Raw genomic sequence first — 16,622 nt, forward strand, 5'->3', positions numbered from 1 at the left:
CATGAGTCTTGAATCGCGCCGTCTAGGTGCCATCGCCGCCGTGAGTCTGCTCAGCCTCGCCGTACTCACCGGGTGCTCGGCGCCGGCCGACGAACCAAGCACTCCCACGGTGGAGACGGATGCCGCAGCCCCCGAGGAAGTCGAAGAGGACGCTGCCACCGGCCCCGAGTGCCTCATCGGAGACTGGTACATCGCCGAGGATCAGATGCAGGGCTTCTACTCCGCTGTCAGTGGCTCTAACGACGGACTCGACATCTCAGTCGAGGGTGGAACCGGGCTCGCTTTCACCGACGCGACCTACACCTACACTCCCGACTTCGAGATCCTCTTGCAGGTTGCTGGCACTGAGGGCACGGGAGCCATCACTGGCGGCATCAGCGGCGATTACACCGCCACTGACACCGTGATTACGACTTCACAAGAGGTGAGCGACATCGCCGTCAGCGTGACGGTCTCGGGGGTCACCATGGATGGCGCTGATCTCACAAACAGCTTCTTGGCGGATGCCCCGATCAACTCAGCACCGTATGAATGCGGTGACGATGGCCCGATCATCCACTTCTCCACGGGAGAGGGAAACCCCACCGTGCCGATGCAACTCACGCCCGCCAGCTAGTCACTACTACCGTGAGCCCGAAGGGGCTCTCCCCAATCAAACGCTGGGGTGCAGCTCGGTGCGGCCCCAGCGTTTTTCTTCGCCACGGGCGCGCCGCGATCTGCGCCGCCCGCAGCGGTCGTTTACAGGCCGGAGTAGGCGTGAAGTCCCTTGAAGAAGAGGTTCACGACGGTGAAGTTGAAGATAACGGCTGCAAAGCCCACGATCGCAAGCCATGCTGACCGCGATCCGCGCCAGCCGCGGGTTGCCCGGGCGTGAATGTAACCGGCATAGATGGTCCAAATGATGAAGGTCCAGACCTCTTTGGTGTCCCAGCCCCAGTAACGACCCCAGGCCCGCTCGGCCCAAACAGCGCCAGCGATGAGAGTGAAGGTCCACATCACAAAGCCGACCACGGTCAGACGGTAGGCGAGAGTCTCAAGGCGGTCGGCCGCAGGCAGAGTGTCAAGGAAGCGCAACTTGAGCGCCTTGCCCGCTTCGCGACGCGACTGCATGAGCTGCACCACCGAAAGTCCGGCCGCGAGGGCAAAGAACCCGGTGCTGAGGCTCGCGACGAAGACGTGAATAACCAACCAGGCCGACTGCAGCGCTGGCGGCAGGGGCACAACATCCACATAGAAGCTTGAGGTGCCGACGCCGAGCGCGAGCAATGCGAACCCGGTGATAAATGAGCCGAGGAAGCGCAGGTCTTGCCAGAACTGCACCAGCAAGAAAACGCCGACGATCAGGGCTGTTGCGGTGAGCGTGAACTCAAACATATTCGCCCACGGAACGCGGCCCGCGGCAACCCCGCGGAAAATGACGGCACTCACGTGCAGCACCCACGCAATTACGGTCAGCGCCATGGCGATTCGCAACGACTTGGGCGAGTGAGCAATAGCGGCATCACCCGTCGAAGCGGGGCTCGCGGTTAGCGTTGCCGTACCGCCAGAACTTGCCGCTTGCATGACAGATGACTGCTGGGCGGATGCCGTAGCCAACCCGGTTGCACTCGCTGCGGAAGCATCGCTCGACTCCGCCGAGCGGCGTGCCAAATCGACGGCGAACATTATGAACGCAAAGGTATAGATCGCCATCGCTGAATAAACCGCAATCAGCGAATACGACACGAGGGTCTCAGTCACGATTCCACCCTAACTCTCAGTTGCTGGGAATGCTTATCGGCAAAGTCGGCGACTGCCGCTTCGAGGTTAGGGTCGTCGCCACGAGCCAGCGCGGCATACTCAACTGTTGTCACGCCAGCGGCGTCAGTCGTGGCGGCCACCCACATGCGGCGACGGGGCACGAAGAGGCTCGTAATGAGGCCGCCAAAGAGAAGCATGGCGAACAACAGCACCGGCAGTTGCGACGGATCATGGTGCACATCGAGGGAGACGAAGCGCGGGATGCTCGTCAACTCGACACTGCCCAAACCGTTGGGCAGTTCGAGCCGGTCGCCGGGAGTGAGGCGCAAGGTTTCAGCGTCGGAACTCCGGCCCGCGATTTGCTCGAGAGAGTCAGTGTTGAGCGAATAGGCGTTGGTGCCCTGCCCGTTGTCGAGACCGAGGTCGCCCTCGTACACCTCCAACGTGAGCACGGGTGACACCAGGTCGGGATACACGGAAGCTAGTGCTCCGGAGCTGAGGGTTCCGGCGGTCGGATACAGGAAGCCGAGCATCCCGATCTGCTGATCGAGTCCGTCGGGCACTTTAATGATGCAGGTGCTGCCGAGGTTGGCGTCGAACGGCAGGCACGGCGTTGGTTGCGACCAGATGACTTTGTCGTCCGCATCACGCACGGTGATAACCGGGGCATAGCCGTTGCCGAGCAAATACAGGTTGGTGCCGCTCAGGCTGAGAGGCTCATTGACCTTGATTTGAGACTGCTGAGGCTCGTCGCCGCGCACCGTGGTCGTGACGTTGGCGGTGAAGTCAATCGCTTGACCGATCGCCTGTTGGTTCTCGATTTCGTAGACCGGCTCGAAAGAGTCAAGCGCGACGGTGTACGGGTCGAGAGCGTCATCGCTGAAGAACCGGCCCGGGTTGAACGAGTCATAGCTGGCGAGCGAGTTACTGAATGCATAGCCCTCTACGACTACGCGCTGCCCGGTGTAGCCGAAGCCGCCGCCGATCCCCACTGTCACGAGAACGCCGACGAGAGCGGCGTGAAAGACGAGGTTTCCCGTTTCGCGCAGGTAGCCGCGTTCAGCGCTGACCGAATCGCCATACAGCTCGGTGCGGTACCGCTGCGAGCGCAGCAGGCCACGTGCTGAATCGATCGTCGTTGTGACATCCGCCTCTGTCGTGCGGGTGGTGAAACCCTGCAACCGCGAGAGACGCGCTGGAGTCTTGGGTGGGCGAGCACGAAGCGCATCGAAGTGATGTTTGGTGCGCGGCAGCACACAGCCGATGAGGGAGATGAAGAGCAGGAGGTAGATCGACGAGAACCACACCGAGGAGTAGGTGTTGAAGACTTGAAAGAAGTCGAGAATCGCTGCGGTGTCTGGATAGTTGTTGCGATAGGCAATGACGCCGTTAGGGTCCGACGTGATTTGCGGCACGAGAGAGCCCGGGATTGCCGCAACGGCCAAGAGAAGCAGCAGGAACAACGCCGTGCGCATGCTCGTGAGCTGGCGCCAGAAAAAGCGACCGTAGCCCGCAAGCCCGAGCTTCGGCTGCGTGATCTTGCTTTCCGGCGCAGGCGTTGGCGCGTCCATGTGGTCGCTGGGACGCGTGGCATCCCCGCCCGTTACCGAATCGCCAGCTTCTGAATCAGAGGAGTGTGTCGAAGCCACCGATTACCGCCCCCAAACTTGTCACGATTGCACGCCACACACCGGTGACCATGAGTAGACCGATCAACACGAGCAGTGCTCCGCCGATCAGATTAATAAGACGGATGTGGCGGCGCATCCACGCCACCGAACCGGTCGCCCAGTTCAATCCAAGAGCCACCAGCAGGAACGGGATGCCGAGACCGAGACTGTAGGCGATGCCGACGATAGCGGCCCGGCCGGGGTCTCCGCCATCCAAGACCATGCTTCCGACGGCGATGAGGGTGGGACCAACGCACGGGGTCCAGCCGAGGGCGAAAACGACGCCAAGCAGCGGTGCACCAGCGAGGCCGGTTGCGACCTTGAACTTCGGCTTGATCGTGCGCTGCGCGAAGGTGACCTGCCCAATGAACACGACACCCATCACGATCACGAGCGCCCCGGCGATGCGGGTGATCAGATCAAGCCAGGGCCGCAGCAGAAGACCGGCGGTGCCAAACAGTACCGTGAAGGCCACGAAGACCACGGTGAAACCCAGGATGAAGAGGCTCACGCCGAGAACAAGGCGCTTCGTGCTGCCCTTCTCCTCTGCGCTCGTGAACCCGCCGATGTAACCAAGGTAGCCAGGCACGAGAGGCAGAACACAGGGTGAGGCAAACGAGACTAGGCCTGCAAGGAGCGCAATCGGAATCGCGAGAAGGAGGTTGCCGCCGAGAATGAGCTCCCCGACCGGACTCGACACTACTGTTCCTCAGCGATGACGGAGTCCATCATCGCTGCGAGGATGCTGGGGTCGCGCACCAGACCGCTGATGCGTGCGGCAACGCGCCCTTCACGGTCGACCACGAGAGTGGTGGGCACCGCGTTCGGTGGCACGGAACCGGCGAACGCCAGCTGCACGCCCGCTGTCGTGGCATCCACGACGGAGGCGTACGGGATGCCGAACTCGTCAGCGAAGGTGAGCGACGTTTCGGCAGTGTCGGATACGTTAACGCCCAAGAAGGGAACCTCGGTGTACTGCTCGCTCAGCGCGGCGAGGTCGGGCGCTTCGAGGCGGCACGGCGGGCAACTCGAGTACCAAAAGTTCACGACATAAACGGACCCGGCGAAGTCATCGCTCGACACGGTCTCGCCGGTGTCGAGAGTTGCCTCGTAAGTGACGGGTTCGTCGCGACTGTCGGCCGGAATCTCGACCGTCGAACCGTCGCCGGAGATATAGCCCTCTTCTGATCCGTTCTCGTACTGCTGCGCGAGACTTTCGGTGGTGCCGGAGCACGACACAGTAAACAGGGCGAGACTCGCCACAACAGCGGCGATAAGACGGCGGTTCACACTGCTCCTAGATCGATGGATGCTGCGAGCAAGTCTCCCGCAGGTTCCTGATAGTCAACCTCGACGAAATGGTCTCCCTCGCGAGCGAGAGTCGTGATGCTCGACAGCGTGCAGCGACGGTGGCGGGGGTCGTGGGCGAGCCGCATCTTTTTGACGGAACGCGCGACCATCACGATCGGCAGCTGGTGGCTGACCATGACGACTTCGCCGCCCTCGGCAGCGGCCCACGCCTCATCAATAGCGGCAAGCATGCGCGCTTCGATGCTCACGTATGCCTCACCCCAACTGGGCTTGAGCGGGTTGATCAGGTGCGGCCACGCGCGTGGCTGCGTGAGAACTTTCGGAAACTGCAAGCGACCGCCCTCAAACCAGTTGTGGGGTTCGATGATGCGCTCTTCGGTCGTGATGGGGAGGCCGTAGCGTTCCGTCCAGGGTTGCGCTGACTCTTGAGCGCGCTGCAGGGGGCTCGCATAGAGCGCTGTGAGGGGCCGCTTCGCGAAGCTTGCGGCGGCGACATCCGCCATTTTATGACCGAGTTCACTGAGGTGATACCCGGGGAGACGGCCATAGAGAATGCGGTCGGGATTGTGCACTTCACCATGGCGAACGAGATGGATGAGGTCTGCTGGCACGGTATTCAGTCTACGTCTGCTGCCCTGCCGCACTTTCTCTTGCGTGATCCCTTGTAAACTCGGCGCTGTGACTACACGCACCCTCACTAAGAACCTGGCCGCCGCAAGCGATGGAGCAACCTCCGTTTCGGGGTGGGTCGACACTGTTCGAGATCAAAAGAAGGTGCAGTTTGTCGTGCTGCGCGATGAGTCGGGTGCGGTGCAGCTTGTTCACCCCCGCTCGTTCAACGACGACGGCACCGCGGCAGAGGATCCCCTCGCCGAGATCATTTCGGGCCTCGCTCAGGGCACCTTCCTCACCGCAACCGGTGAGTTGAAGCACGACGAGCGCGTGAAGCTTGGCGGCGTTGAGATCAAGCTCGACGGCATCGAACTTGCTGGCGAGGCAATCGCTGAAACCCCGATCGCTGAAGACACCAGCGTCGACAAGCGCATGGACTGGCGCTTCCTCGACCTTCGCGTGCCGCGCAACAACCTGATCTTCCGCATCCAGACCACGCTCGAGCACGCCTGGCGCACCTACTGGGTCGAGAACGACTTCATCGAGGTTCACACCCCCAAGCTCATGGCCAGCGCCAGCGAGTCGAAGGCTGAACTGTTTGAGGTCGACTACTTCGACACCAAGGCTTACTTGGCGCAGAGCCCCCAGTTCTTCAAGCAGATGGCGCAGTCCGCTGGCTTCGGCAAGATCTTCGAGATCGCCCCCAGCTTCCGTGCCGACCCCAGCTTCACGTCGCGTCACGCCACCGAGTTCACGATGGTCGACAGCGAGATCAGCTGGATCTCCAGCCACGAAGACGTCATGAACCTGCACGAAGAGCTCATGGTTGCCGGCTTCCAGGCTGTCAAAGACAAGCACGGCGAAGAGATCGAGAAGCTGTTCGGCATCGAAATGACGGTGCCAACTCGCCCCTTCCCCCGCATCCCGCTTGCCGAGGCTAAGCAGATCGTCAGCGACCGTGGCTACACGGTGCCGCGCGCCGACGCCGACATGGACCCGGAGGGCGAGCGCCAGATCGCCGCCTACGTGAAAGAAACGTACGACCACGATTTCGTGTTCTTGACCGACTACGCCGCCAGCATCCGCCCGTTTTATCACATGCGTCACGCGGATGATGCGGGCCTCACGAACAGCTACGACCTCGTGTTCAACGGCGTCGAGATCTCCACTGGCGCCCAGCGCGAGCACCGCGTTGACGTGCTGGAAGCACAGATTCGCGACAAGGGCATGGACCCGGCCGAGCTCGATTTCTACCTCGACTTCTTCCGCTACGGCGTACCGCCGCACGGTGGATTCGGCATGGGCCTCGGGCGCGTGCTGATGTTGCTCCTCGGTCTGCCCAACCTGCGCGAAGCGACGTATCTGTTCCGCGGACCAACCCGCCTCACTCCGTAGCCGCCCTGTGGGGCTCGCGAGGGCCTCACAGTTCGACACACCGAACCCATAGCCAGCGCATAGCCAATTAGGACAGGATGACCTCATGTCAAAGAAAATTGATTCGGCACTCAAAGACCTGAAGAAGGCACTGAATAAGCACGCTGAGGTTGTGGGCAGCAGTGCTGTCTCGCTCAAGAAGGCTCAGCGTGCGAGCGCAAAGGTAGCGGCAGCAGCAACGGCCTACGCCGAAGCAGTGCACTCCAAGAGTGGGATGGGCAATCCCTTCGATGACATGCTGCAGCCAGGCCTCGACAGCGGAACGCTGGCATCACTGGCCGCTGAACGGGACTCGATCAAGAACCACATGACGGGCCCGATCGAAGTGAGTAAGTAGCAGGCCACACAATCGTGCTCGCGAGGATCCCCCGCGAGCACCGAACGCCTGTATTACGTAAGGTCTTCGATGCTGGCTCCACCGGCGCTCTTGATGACCGACTCCACAGCACTCTTCGCCGATGCTTTCGCCACGTAATTCTCGCTCACCGCGAGAGTTTGGCCATTGCTCGCAACGATGCGCCAGAAGAATGGCTGCGTCTCGCTCTTGCCTTTGACGATTTGAAACTTCATAGTTTCCTCTTTCGATCCTCGTTTCGGGACCACGCGAGAGCGCGGTAAGTGCCCCACATCCTAATGCGGGCGCATGAGCAGCCGACAAGAGGCGGCGTCGTTCCCCCGCTTAAAGCTCGAAGTCGACGCAGGCCCGTTCACGAGTGTTTGCCTTCACCACAGCACCCGCTTCCACGTGCAACGGATGAGTTCCGTACGCCGCAAGGGCCTCAACCGAAGTGTGATCAGACACAAGGATGACGTCCCAATTTCCGGCGACGGTTGCCACATCCGGGCGCACGGTTAGCGCTTCGAGACCATCGATCTTGCCGACGAGAGGTTCCAGCGCAGCAGCCATCGCATCCGCTGCGATCTTCTGGTCTGCGGGATCTTCGGCGATGAGCTTCCACATAACAACGTGACGGATCATTCTGTTTCCTCCAGAAGAGCAGCGCTGAGGCGCTCGGGTTCGACACGCCAAATGGTGTGTACGCGGTCGTTGATGAGCACAACAGGAATCTCGTCCCAGTACTTCGCGTTCAACTGCTCATCCTCCAGAATCGACTGCTCAGTGAGTTCGATCTCGATGGTTGAGGCCAGTGCCGCGACGACCTGATTGATCGTTTCGCGGGCATCGTCACAAAGATGACAACCGGGTTTGCCAATTAAAGTGAGACGTTTCGTGGGCACGACCCTAGAATAATGCGAATGCACGAGGTAACGTCGCCCCCGCCCAGCCAGAACGCCGTTGTGGCTTTCTTTGACGTGGACAACACGCTCATGCGTGGTGCGAGTGCTTTCTATTTGAGCAAGGAAGCCTGGCGGCGCGGAATCGTGGGCTGGCGAGATATTGCTCGCTTTGCCTGGCACCAGTTTCGGTTCGTCGCTGTGGGAGAAAACCACAAGCACATGACCTCCGCGCGGGAACGGGCGCTTGAGATCGTGGGCGGACATTCCCTGCAGACGCTCATCGATCTCGCCGAGACCATCTACGAGCGAGACATTCTGCCCAACCTGTGGCCCGAAACCGTCGATCTGGCCAAAGAGCACCTCGCGAAGGGCCACGAAGTGTGGCTCATCACCGCAACGCCCCAGTTTGTGGCGCAAGTGATCGCCGAGCGACTCGGCCTTACGGGCGCGCTCGGAACCCGCGTGCGCGCCGAAGACGGCTTTCTCACGGGAGAACTCGACGGCCACGTGCTTCACGGGCCAGAGAAGGCTGCCGTCGCCACAGAGCTCGCTGGGCGGCTCGGGGCCAACCTGGCAGACTGCTGGGCATACTCCGATTCCAGCAACGACATCCCGCTACTGAGCGCCGTAGGCAATCGTGTGGCCGTGAACGCGGATGTGAAACTCACCCACTATGCCCAAAAAATGGGCTGGCCAGTACTGCCGCTCAGCCGCGCCGGCCTCAAAGAAGCCCGGCGCCGCGTGAAGCAGCAAGCCAAGATCGTGCGCAAAAACGCTCGTTAACGCCGAACACCCGATCGTTCAGATGAACGTTCGGGTGTTCGAGTTGTGACCGTCTCGAAAGACGGCCCCTAGTCATTGGGACTAGTTACTTCTTGTTGCGACGCTGGTGGCGTGTCTTACGAAGCAGCTTGCGGTGCTTCTTCTTTGCCATACGCTTGCGACGCTTTTTGATGACTGAACCCATAGGAACCTCACTGATTTCTGAACGAACCGACCCGGTCCGATTCAGAACCGCGGAAAGACATACCGGAAGAGTTTACCGCACCGGGCGGGTTTAAAAGTCTCGATGAACTGGGAATGAACCCTCAGCGACGATTCGCCGCTATCCAACCTCAGAGATTGGGGGTGCAACGGCGCTCGCTACAGCCGATTCCGGGATGCGGAATGAACGGCCAAAACGAACAGCCGGGAGTTCACCGGAGTGAACCAGACGATACACGGTCATGTTTGAGACGCGCATCATATCCGCCACCTCAGCGACGGTGAGAAAACGCATCTCAGATAGATCCCGTGACATCGGACCAGCCCCTTAGTTTCACCAACTGCAGAACGCACGAAACGACTGCACAAAGCACCCAGCATGTGACTGAAGTGCTAAACGGTAACAATAGGGGCTGGTGTGACTCGCTGTCCACCCCTCAAGGTGCGCGCCCGGCGCGCCTCCCGCTTAGTCCTTGCGGAAGATGCGAGAGCGAACGCTGCTCGGCAGGTGCTTTGCAGCCTCCGCGACGTCGTGCAGCGCGGTGCGAGCCCGGTAGGCGCGATCCGCAACCTGGCGGCCCAAGTTGTCTCCGACATCTGCTCCCGACCAGGCCGAGAAAGCGCCGGTCGAGGCGAGCAGCTCCTCGTCAAAGTCTTCTTGGAAGTCCGCGCTCAAGAACGGGATCAGCCAGTCTTCAATCTCTTCAAGAGGAGAAGAATCGAGGCGGTAATAGCGGTGTTGGCCGTCTTCACGCACCGACACCAACCCGTGATCGCGCAGCACCTTCAGGTGCTTGGAGACCGTCGGCTGACTCAAATCGAGTTTTTCGACAATCTCACTTACGCTCAGCTCGCCGCTCGGAGAATCAGAGGCGATGTACTGCTCAAGCAGCACGGTCAGAAGGCTACGCCGCGTTGAATCGGCTACTACGTCAAAGATGTCGGCCATTGCAATAGGGTACCGGGCGTTTCTGAGGAGTACCATGGCCTCCTGTGCGTGGGGAGATAAATTTATGAGCTCTTGGGCACCTATGCGTGCGCACCCGCGTGAACGCAGCATCCTCGCCCGCGTCCGTGATGTGATCGATCGTTTCGCCGCTGCGACTCCCGCGCGCTTCGCTATCGCCATCTTCTCGGCGCTCGTTGTGGTGCTCACGACCATTCTCGTGTTGCCCATATCGGCTCGGGATGGCCAAGCCACCCCCCTCGTGGATGCACTCTTCACCGCCGTCTCCGCCATCTGCGTGACCGGCCTCACCACCGTCGACATGTCGACGCACTGGTCAGCCTTCGGCAACTCCGCGATCCTCATCGGTCTGCAAGTCGGCGGAATCGGCGTGCTCACTCTGGCCAGCATGCTGGGCCTCGTCGTGTCGCGCCGCCTCGGGCTGCGCCAACGACTCATCGCCGCGAGCGACTCGAACCCCTCGCGCATCCACGTCGGCCCTGTTTCTGAATCCCAAGCTATTCGTCTTGGCGAAATTGGTGGGCTCCTCGCGACCGTAGCCATCAGCGCGCTGGCCATCGAGGTCGTGCTCTCGCTCGTGATCATCCCGCGCCTGCTTGTGGAAGGTTTCGACGTGTGGCCCGCCATTTGGCAGGGCTTCTACTTCGCGGCATCGGCCTTCACAAACACCGGTTTTGTGCCGGCGGTCAGTGGCATGGAAGCCTTCGCTCAAGATCCTTGGATGCTCGGCGCGATTGGCGTCGGTGTGTTCCTAGGAAGCCTCGGCTTCCCCGTGATCTTCGCTGTAGTCCGCAACCTCAAAGACGGCGCCCGCCTCTCGGTTCACGCACGCCTCACCCTCTTCACGACGGTGCTGCTGATCTTCCTCGGGGCACTAGCAGTGCTCATTCTGGAATGGAACAACACCAACACCATCGGTGGGCAAAGCCTGATCTCGCGCCCCCTGACATCCACTTTCTTATCGACCATGACACGCTCGGGTGGGTTCTCCACCATCGACATCAATGAGCTGAATGGGTCGACGCTGCTCGTCTTCGACATGCTGATGTTTGTGGGCGGCGGCTCTGCCTCCACCGCGGGTGGCATCAAAGTCACGACTCTCGCTGTGCTGTTCTTGGCTGCCCTTGCGGAAGCTCGCGGTGACAACGACATGCACGCCTTCGAGCGTCGTATCCCCACCGACGTACTTCGCCTCGCCGTCAGCGTCACGCTGTGGGGCGCAACGATCGTCGCCATATCGACCATCGCCATCTTGCAGATAACCAAGGAGCCCCTCGACAGGGTGCTTTTTGACGTGATTTCGGCCTTTGCCACGTGTGGGCTCTCTACGGGGCTCACCGAAACGCTGCCCGACGGCGGCAAGTACATCCTCGCCGCCACAATGTGGGCTGGACGAGTGGGAACGGTTACGCTGGCGGCAGCCCTTGCGGCCAGTCAGCGCCGTCAATTGTTCACGAGAGCAGAAGAGAGGCCCATCGTTGGTTGACAAGATCGCCCACAATGCCCCGGTGCTAGTAATCGGGCTCGGTCGCTTCGGTGCGGCCACTGCCGGTCAGCTTCAGCGCCTCGACCGCGAAGTTTTAGCGATCGATGCTGACCTCAGCCTCGTACAAAAATGGTCGGAACGCGTCACTCACGCCGTGCAGACGGACGCTCGCAGCCTCGACGCTCTCCAGCAGATCGGCGCGCAAGACTTCTCGATCGCCGTCGTGGCTGTCGGCTCGTCGATCGAAGCCAGCGTGCTCATCACGGCCAACCTCGTTGACCTCAAGATTCCGCAAATCTGGGCGAAAGCGATCAGCCGCTCCCACGGCAAAATCCTCAACCGCATCGGCGCCAACCACGTGATCTACCCCGAGGCAGAAGCCGGCGAGCGCGTTGCTCACCTGGTTTCGGGCCGGATGATCGACTTCATCGAGTTCGATGATGACTTCGCCATCGTGAAGATGTATCCGCCGAAGCCCATCCGCGGGCTCCCGCTGAGTGAGTCGCAAGTGCGCCGCAAGTACGGCATCACGGTGGTCGGAGTGAAGTCGCCCGGCAAGGAATTTACCTACGCAACCCCCGAGACGGTGATCTCGAACCACGACCTCGTGATCGTCAGCGGCAACTCCGTCGACATCGAAAAGTTCGCGACACTCGCAACGTAGCCCCGTTCGTGGACTGATCCGCGCGCACCGGCTACCTGTATCTTGATTCCGTGAGCAAAAAACGGGCGACCCCGGGGTCGCAAACTTCGCTCCGCGAAGCTAACCGCGCTCGCATCGTCGACGCGGTGAAGCACCATGGTGGCCTCACGCAGATCGAATTGGCCGGGGTAACGGGTCTTTCGCCCGCGACGGTCTCCAACATTGTTAAAGAGCTCGTCACCGCCGGGGTGCTCGCGACCACGATGAGCACGCGCAGTGGTCGTCGCGCCCATCAGGTCACGCTTGCTCGCGCGCTTGGCCTCGTCGCCGGCGTTCACTTCTCCGAACGCCACATGCGCGTTGCCCTTTCCGATGTTGCGCACACCGTCGTTGCTGAGCACCACATGCCGCTCGCGAAAGACCATCGCGCCGACAACGAACTCAACCGGGCCGCCCAACTCATCACCGACATGCTCGAGTCGGTCGACGCCACTCACGACGAGATCCTCGCGGTTGGCCTCGCGATGCCCGCGCCCATGGATCAGTCAACCGGCATCATTTCGCGCACAGGAATCTTGCGCGGCTGGGACGGCGTTCCTGTCGCAGAGTCTCTCGGCATCCGCCTCAACAGCCCGGTGTATGTCGACAACAACGCCAACATGGGCGCGCTGGCCGAGTACCGTTCGGGCGCACTGCGGGGCAAGCCCAACTCTCTCTATGTCAGCATCGACGACGGTATTGGCGCGGGCCTCATCCTGAACGGGGCGGTGTTCCGCGGCCACCACGGCACAGCCGGTGAATTCGGTCACATGGTTCTCGACGAAGATGGCGCGCTCTGCCGCTGCGGCAATCGTGGATGCCTCGAAACTCTCGCCGGTGGTCAGGCCATCGTTGAGTCGGTGCGCACTGGCCGTCGCGGTCTCAAGCTTCACGATGTGGTTGTTCGCGCAATCGCTGGGGATAACGCGTGTATCCGGGCCATTGCCGACGCCGGACGGCATCTCGGCATCGCCGCGGGCAACCTCAGTAACGTTTTCGATCCGGAGCGCATTGCGGTGGGCGGCGAGCTCTCGCAGGCGGGCGAACTCTTATTGGGCCCGATGCGGCACGCGATGGAGCGTTCGGTCATCGTGGGGTCTGGGCAGGCTGCCGATCTGGTGCAGAGCCAACTGGGGCCGCGCAGTGAGCTGTTGGGGTCGATCGCTTTTGCGATTGATCAGCTCACGATTGGTGCTGATGCCACGTTGAGTGCTGAACCTGCAGAGGCGGAGGCTTCGTGACATCCGTCCGTGCGCGAATGATGCGACTGATCGCTCTTGCGCTTGTGGCGGTGCTCGCTCTGGGGGGTTGCGCCTTGATGGAGCCCGGCGCTTCGAATGATGGTTCGCGCACGATTGCTCTGCTGCTGCCGGAGTCGAAGACGGCGCGGTACGAGGCTTACGATCGCCCTTTCTTCGAGGCCAAAGTTGCTGAGCTGTGCCCCGAGTGCGACGTGATTTATGCGAATGCCGATCAGGACCCGGCGAAGCAGCAACAGCAGGCGGAGTCGGCTTTTGCTCAGGGCATTAGCGTGCTCGTGCTCGACCCCGTTGATTCTTCGGCGGCGGTGACAATCGTGGCGACGGCCCAGTCCTACAAGGTTCCCGTGATTTCGTACGACCGCCTGATTGGCAGCCCCGAGTTGGCCTTCTGGGTGTCGTTCGATAACGAAAAGGTCGGAGCGCTGCAGGGCAAAGCTCTCGTCGAGCGCCTCGCCGAGGAGGGCTACTCCGAGGGCAACATTGTGATGATCAACGGCTCCCCCACCGACAATAATTCGCGCCTGTTCAAGAAGGGCGCGCACAGCGTGATCGATGGCAGCGCTTATACCGTCGTCGCCGAATTCGACACTCCCGACTGGAGCCCAGACAAGGCCCAGGAGTGGATGGCAAGCCAAGTCACCCAGTTCGGCGACAGCCTCATCGGCGTCTATGCCGCCAACGACGCAACGGCCGGGGGTGCGATCGCTGCGCTCAAGGCTGGCGGGGTGACCCCGTTGCCTCCCGTCACCGGTCAGGATGCCGAACTCACCGCCATCCAACGCATCGTGAGTGGCGACCAGTACATGACCGTCTACAAGGATCTGAAGCGAGAAGCTGAGATCGCGGCGACGCACGCGGTGGCGCTGCTCGACGGCAAGCAACTTGTGGGGCAAAGCGAAGAAACCAACGGCGTTCCGACAACGCTGCTGACTCCCGTGATCGTGACAATCGACAACATCATGGAGACCGTCGTCGCTGATGGTTTTTATAGCGTTGAGCAGATTTGCACGGCCGAATACGCCCAAGCCTGTGCGGCGGCGGGGATTCAGTAATGCCCAACGACACCAGAGCGGTCAACGAACTCAGTACGGTCAATGAACTCAGGGAAGAGAGCCACTATGACTGATGTCACTCCGGCCACCTCAGACGATGAGCCGATCCTTTCGCTGCGTGGAATCAGCAAGCAGTTCGGCGCGATCGAGGCGCTGAGCGATGTGTCGCTCGACATTTATCCCGGCGAGGTTGTGGCGATCGTCGGCGACAACGGTGCGGGAAAGTCGACGCTCGTGAAGGTGCTCGCGGGCGTGCATCCGGCCAGCTCGGGCACTATTTCGTATCGCGGTGACGAAGTGTCATTGTCGAACCCGACGGATGCCCGCGATCTCGGCATCGCGACGGTGTTTCAGGATTTGGCGCTATGCGACAACCTCGATGTGGTGTCGAACCTGTTCTTGGGCCGCGAGCTGGGCACTCGGGCGCTCGACGAGGTCGAGATGGAGCAGCAGACCTGGGCGCTCTTGCGGCAGCTATCAGCCAAGATTCCTTCCGTGCGCACTCCCGTTGCGGGGCTCTCGGGCGGGCAACGCCAGACCGTTGCCATTGCGCGTTCGCTCATTGGTAATCCGTCGATTGTGGTGTTGGATGAGCCCACCGCTGCCCTCGGCGTCGCTCAAACTGCTGAGGTGCTGAACCTTATTGAGCACCTCCGCGAGCGCGGTCACGGCATCGTCTTAGTGAGCCACAACATGGCTGACGTGCAGGCCGTCGCTGACCGCGTTGTGGTGTTGCGTCTTGGGCGCAATAACGGTGACTTTGCGGTGGTCGACGTGACGTACGAAGACATCATCGCGGCGATTACGGGCGCAACGGATAACGCGGTGAGCCGGCGCGCTGGCCTCACCGGCGCGACCTTCACCCGCATCAAGGAAGGACTCAGCTCATGAGCACCTCCGACACGCAACCGCCCACGAACAACACCCCCGCGGTCGAACTTCCGCCCGCGTCAGGACTCGCAGAATCCTGGGCCGCGTTCCGGTCACGCGTCAGAGGGGGCGACCTCGGGGCGATTCCCGTTGTCGTGGGTCTTGCCCTCATCTGGACCATCTTCCAGATCCTGAACCCCACGTTCCTGTCGAGCGCCAACCTCGTGAACCTCGCGATGCAGTCCGCCGCGCTCGGCACGATCGCGCTCGGTGTAGTGCTCGTATTGCTGCTCGCCCAGATCGACCTCTCGGTCGGGTCGCTCTCTGGACTCGCGGCCGCGATTCTGGCGGTCACGTTCACCCAGCTGAACTGGCCGCTGCCGTTCGCGATTCTTGCCGCGCTCGCCGCTGGTGCACTCTTCGGATGGTTCTACGGGTTCTTGCTGACCCGCTTCGGCGTTCCCAGCTTCGTCATCACCCTCGCGGGCCTGCTCGGCGTGCTCGGGCTCCAACTGTGGGTGCTCGGCAAGCTCGGCTCGATCAACATCCCCTTCGACTCCGGGATCGTGCAATTCGCCCAGCTCATGTTCTTGCCCGCGTGGCTCTCGTACGTGCTCGCCGGGCTTGCGACTCTCACCTACGTTGGAACACATCTGTCGTTAGCGAACCGCCGCATCCGCGCTGGCCTGCTGCCCGAGTCGCGCACCGCGATCCTGCTTCGCGGCGCACTCATGATCGTCGCTCTGCTGTTCGGCGCCTGGTACCTCAACACCGACCGCGGCATCGGCCTCATGTTCCTGCTCTTCGTTGTGCTCGTGATGGCCGTCAACTTTGCGCTCAAGCGCACGCGCTGGGGGCGCTCCATTTATGCGGTCGGCGGCAACGTCGAAGCAGCCCGGCGGGCAGGCATCCGGGTTGATCGGGTCTACATTTCGGTGTTCGTAGTGAGTGCGACACTTGCAGCGCTCGGTGGCATTCTGGCGGCATCACGACTGGCCGCCGCCAACCAGAGCAGCGGCGGGGGCGACACCAACCTCACTGCCATCGCAGCAGCCGTGATCGGCGGTGCAAGCCTCTTCGGCGGTCGCGGAAGCGCCTGGTCTGCCCTGCTGGGCATTGTCGTCATTCAGTCGATCTCGAGCGGCCTCACGCTGCTGAGCCTCGACTCCTCGGTGCGCTACATGGTCACGGGAGCGGTGCTACTGCTCGCCGTGATCATCGACTCGATGTCTCGTCGTTCGCGCGCGCTGCACGGCCGCTTCTAAAAGCGGTCGCGCAGCCGCATGCGCGAGGCGGCACGAATGGGGCCGCAC

At 61.6% G+C, this 16,622-nt stretch carries 21 protein-coding genes; 10 read left to right on the forward strand and 11 right to left on the reverse strand.

From position 1 onward, the window contains the following. Nucleotide 1 precedes the first annotated feature (1 nt). Nucleotides 2-616 carry a hypothetical protein gene (locus I6E74_RS12765; RefSeq protein ID WP_197126234.1) on the forward strand — a complete coding sequence of 205 codons (615 nt, stop codon included), beginning with the start codon at nucleotides 2-4 and terminating at the stop codon, nucleotides 614-616. 122 nt (nucleotides 617-738) lie between these two features. Here I6E74_RS12765 and ccsB read toward each other — a convergent pair whose 3' ends face one another. Genes ccsB through I6E74_RS12790 form a run of 5 tightly spaced genes read right to left on the reverse strand, consistent with a single transcriptional unit; the run spans nucleotide 739 to nucleotide 5,332 of the window. Then, nucleotides 739-1,740 carry a c-type cytochrome biogenesis protein CcsB gene (gene ccsB, locus I6E74_RS12770; RefSeq protein WP_307784474.1) on the reverse strand — a complete coding sequence of 334 codons (1,002 nt, stop codon included), beginning with the start codon at nucleotides 1,738-1,740 and terminating at the stop codon, nucleotides 739-741. Further along, nucleotides 1,737-3,311, reverse strand: a complete 1,575-nt coding sequence (locus I6E74_RS12775; protein WP_197126422.1) for a cytochrome c biogenesis protein ResB — start codon at nucleotides 3,309-3,311, stop codon at nucleotides 1,737-1,739. Before I6E74_RS12775 ends, ccsB begins: the two co-directional genes overlap by 4 nt. 55 nt (nucleotides 3,312-3,366) lie before the next feature. After that, nucleotides 3,367-4,110: a cytochrome c biogenesis protein CcdA gene (locus tag I6E74_RS12780; protein WP_197126235.1), complete on the reverse strand. Its 744-nt coding sequence runs from the start codon at nucleotides 4,108-4,110 to the stop codon at nucleotides 3,367-3,369. Next, entirely contained in the window at nucleotides 4,110-4,700 is a 591-nt protein-coding gene (locus I6E74_RS12785) for a TlpA disulfide reductase family protein (protein WP_197126236.1), read from the reverse strand. Before I6E74_RS12785 ends, I6E74_RS12780 begins: the two co-directional genes overlap by 1 nt. Beyond that, nucleotides 4,697-5,332, reverse strand: coding sequence for a histidine phosphatase family protein (locus tag I6E74_RS12790; protein WP_197126237.1), 636 nt, complete (start codon nucleotides 5,330-5,332; stop codon nucleotides 4,697-4,699). Before I6E74_RS12790 ends, I6E74_RS12785 begins: the two co-directional genes overlap by 4 nt. 67 nt (nucleotides 5,333-5,399) lie before the next feature. On the opposite strand from I6E74_RS12790, the gene aspS reads away from it, so the two are divergent. Next, nucleotides 5,400-6,728 carry an aspartate--tRNA(Asn) ligase gene (aspS, locus tag I6E74_RS12795; protein ID WP_197126238.1) on the forward strand — a complete coding sequence of 443 codons (1,329 nt, stop codon included), beginning with the start codon at nucleotides 5,400-5,402 and terminating at the stop codon, nucleotides 6,726-6,728. A gap of 85 nt (nucleotides 6,729-6,813) precedes the next feature. Next, entirely contained in the window at nucleotides 6,814-7,104 is a 291-nt protein-coding gene (locus I6E74_RS12800) for a hypothetical protein (RefSeq protein WP_197126239.1), read from the forward strand. A gap of 53 nt (nucleotides 7,105-7,157) precedes the next feature. Here the strand turns inward: I6E74_RS12800 and I6E74_RS12805 are convergent, their stop codons facing one another. The 3 genes from I6E74_RS12805 to I6E74_RS12815 all read right to left on the reverse strand — a co-directional run bounded on the left by I6E74_RS12805 (nucleotide 7,158) and on the right by I6E74_RS12815 (nucleotide 8,006). Next, nucleotides 7,158-7,337, reverse strand: a complete 180-nt coding sequence (locus I6E74_RS12805) for a YegP family protein (RefSeq protein WP_197126240.1) — start codon at nucleotides 7,335-7,337, stop codon at nucleotides 7,158-7,160. Nucleotides 7,338-7,446: 109 nt separating this feature from the next. Continuing rightward, the gene (locus tag I6E74_RS12810; RefSeq protein WP_197108327.1) at nucleotides 7,447-7,746 is read right to left on the reverse strand and encodes a Dabb family protein; all 300 of its coding nucleotides are present in this window, start codon (nucleotides 7,744-7,746) and stop codon (nucleotides 7,447-7,449) included. Next, nucleotides 7,743-8,006, reverse strand: a complete 264-nt coding sequence (locus I6E74_RS12815; protein WP_197126242.1) for a glutaredoxin family protein — start codon at nucleotides 8,004-8,006, stop codon at nucleotides 7,743-7,745. The genes I6E74_RS12810 and I6E74_RS12815 overlap by 4 nt, the downstream gene beginning before the upstream one ends. 18 nt (nucleotides 8,007-8,024) lie before the next feature. Here I6E74_RS12815 and I6E74_RS12820 point away from each other — a divergent pair, with 18 nt between their 5' ends. Further along, nucleotides 8,025-8,789: an HAD family phosphatase gene (locus I6E74_RS12820; protein WP_197126243.1), complete on the forward strand. Its 765-nt coding sequence runs from the start codon at nucleotides 8,025-8,027 to the stop codon at nucleotides 8,787-8,789. 85 nt (nucleotides 8,790-8,874) lie between these two features. Here I6E74_RS12820 and I6E74_RS12825 read toward each other — a convergent pair whose 3' ends face one another. The 3 genes from I6E74_RS12825 to I6E74_RS12835 form a co-directional block, all read right to left on the reverse strand. Next, entirely contained in the window at nucleotides 8,875-8,973 is a 99-nt protein-coding gene (locus I6E74_RS12825) for a 30S ribosomal protein bS22 (protein ID WP_003792170.1), read from the reverse strand. A gap of 138 nt (nucleotides 8,974-9,111) precedes the next feature. After that, the gene (locus I6E74_RS12830; RefSeq protein WP_129072959.1) at nucleotides 9,112-9,306 is read right to left on the reverse strand and encodes a helix-turn-helix domain-containing protein; all 195 of its coding nucleotides are present in this window, start codon (nucleotides 9,304-9,306) and stop codon (nucleotides 9,112-9,114) included. 150 nt (nucleotides 9,307-9,456) lie between these two features. Continuing rightward, on the reverse strand, nucleotides 9,457-9,939 hold the full coding sequence (locus tag I6E74_RS12835; protein ID WP_197126244.1) for a helix-turn-helix transcriptional regulator: 483 nt from the start codon (nucleotides 9,937-9,939) through the stop codon (nucleotides 9,457-9,459). A gap of 64 nt (nucleotides 9,940-10,003) precedes the next feature. Here I6E74_RS12835 and I6E74_RS12840 point away from each other — a divergent pair, with 64 nt between their 5' ends. The 6 genes from I6E74_RS12840 to I6E74_RS12865 all read left to right on the forward strand — a co-directional run bounded on the left by I6E74_RS12840 (nucleotide 10,004) and on the right by I6E74_RS12865 (nucleotide 16,574). Next, complete coding sequence (locus tag I6E74_RS12840) at nucleotides 10,004-11,443, forward strand: TrkH family potassium uptake protein (RefSeq protein ID WP_231601500.1); 1,440 nt, start codon at nucleotides 10,004-10,006, stop codon at nucleotides 11,441-11,443. Beyond that, nucleotides 11,436-12,107 (forward strand): TrkA family potassium uptake protein, encoded by a 672-nt coding sequence (locus tag I6E74_RS12845; RefSeq protein ID WP_197108335.1) that lies wholly within the window; start codon nucleotides 11,436-11,438, stop codon nucleotides 12,105-12,107. The genes I6E74_RS12840 and I6E74_RS12845 overlap by 8 nt, the downstream gene beginning before the upstream one ends. 50 nt (nucleotides 12,108-12,157) lie before the next feature. Further along, nucleotides 12,158-13,366, forward strand: coding sequence for an ROK family transcriptional regulator (locus tag I6E74_RS12850; RefSeq protein ID WP_197126245.1), 1,209 nt, complete (start codon nucleotides 12,158-12,160; stop codon nucleotides 13,364-13,366). Further along, nucleotides 13,363-14,439, forward strand: a complete 1,077-nt coding sequence (locus tag I6E74_RS12855; RefSeq protein WP_307784476.1) for a sugar ABC transporter substrate-binding protein — start codon at nucleotides 13,363-13,365, stop codon at nucleotides 14,437-14,439. Before I6E74_RS12850 ends, I6E74_RS12855 begins: the two co-directional genes overlap by 4 nt. 66 nt (nucleotides 14,440-14,505) lie before the next feature. After that, entirely contained in the window at nucleotides 14,506-15,330 is an 825-nt protein-coding gene (locus I6E74_RS12860; RefSeq protein ID WP_197126246.1) for an ATP-binding cassette domain-containing protein, read from the forward strand. Beyond that, nucleotides 15,327-16,574: a sugar ABC transporter permease gene (locus I6E74_RS12865; protein WP_197126247.1), complete on the forward strand. Its 1,248-nt coding sequence runs from the start codon at nucleotides 15,327-15,329 to the stop codon at nucleotides 16,572-16,574. The genes I6E74_RS12860 and I6E74_RS12865 overlap by 4 nt, the downstream gene beginning before the upstream one ends. Nucleotides 16,575-16,622: the final 48 nt, after the last annotated feature.

The organism is Salinibacterium sp. SWN139 (assembly GCF_015864625.1).
Lineage (GTDB): Bacteria > Actinomycetota > Actinomycetes > Actinomycetales > Microbacteriaceae > Rhodoglobus.

Bases quoted from the DNA above. Each gene is read 5' to 3' on its own strand.
- I6E74_RS12830 (WP_129072959.1), bottom strand. From the start codon at position 9,306: ATGTCACGGGATCTATCTGAGATGCGTTTTCTCACCGTCGCTGAGGTG.
- I6E74_RS12810 (WP_197108327.1), bottom strand. From the start codon at position 7,746: ATGATCCGTCACGTTGTTATGTGGAAGCTCATCGCCGAAGATCCCGCA.
- I6E74_RS12840 (WP_231601500.1), top strand. From the start codon at position 10,004: ATGAGCTCTTGGGCACCTATGCGTGCGCACCCGCGTGAACGCAGCATC.
- I6E74_RS12805 (WP_197126240.1), bottom strand. From the start codon at position 7,337: ATGAAGTTTCAAATCGTCAAAGGCAAGAGCGAGACGCAGCCATTCTTC.
- I6E74_RS12825 (WP_003792170.1), bottom strand. From the start codon at position 8,973: ATGGGTTCAGTCATCAAAAAGCGTCGCAAGCGTATGGCAAAGAAGAAG.
- I6E74_RS12865 (WP_197126247.1), top strand. From the start codon at position 15,327: ATGAGCACCTCCGACACGCAACCGCCCACGAACAACACCCCCGCGGTC.
- I6E74_RS12775 (WP_197126422.1), bottom strand. From the start codon at position 3,311: ATGGACGCGCCAACGCCTGCGCCGGAAAGCAAGATCACGCAGCCGAAG.
- I6E74_RS12765 (WP_197126234.1), top strand. From the start codon at position 2: ATGAGTCTTGAATCGCGCCGTCTAGGTGCCATCGCCGCCGTGAGTCTG.
- I6E74_RS12820 (WP_197126243.1), top strand. From the start codon at position 8,025: ATGCACGAGGTAACGTCGCCCCCGCCCAGCCAGAACGCCGTTGTGGCT.
- I6E74_RS12800 (WP_197126239.1), top strand. From the start codon at position 6,814: ATGTCAAAGAAAATTGATTCGGCACTCAAAGACCTGAAGAAGGCACTG.
- I6E74_RS12860 (WP_197126246.1), top strand. From the start codon at position 14,506: ATGACTGATGTCACTCCGGCCACCTCAGACGATGAGCCGATCCTTTCG.
- I6E74_RS12835 (WP_197126244.1), bottom strand. From the start codon at position 9,939: ATGGCCGACATCTTTGACGTAGTAGCCGATTCAACGCGGCGTAGCCTT.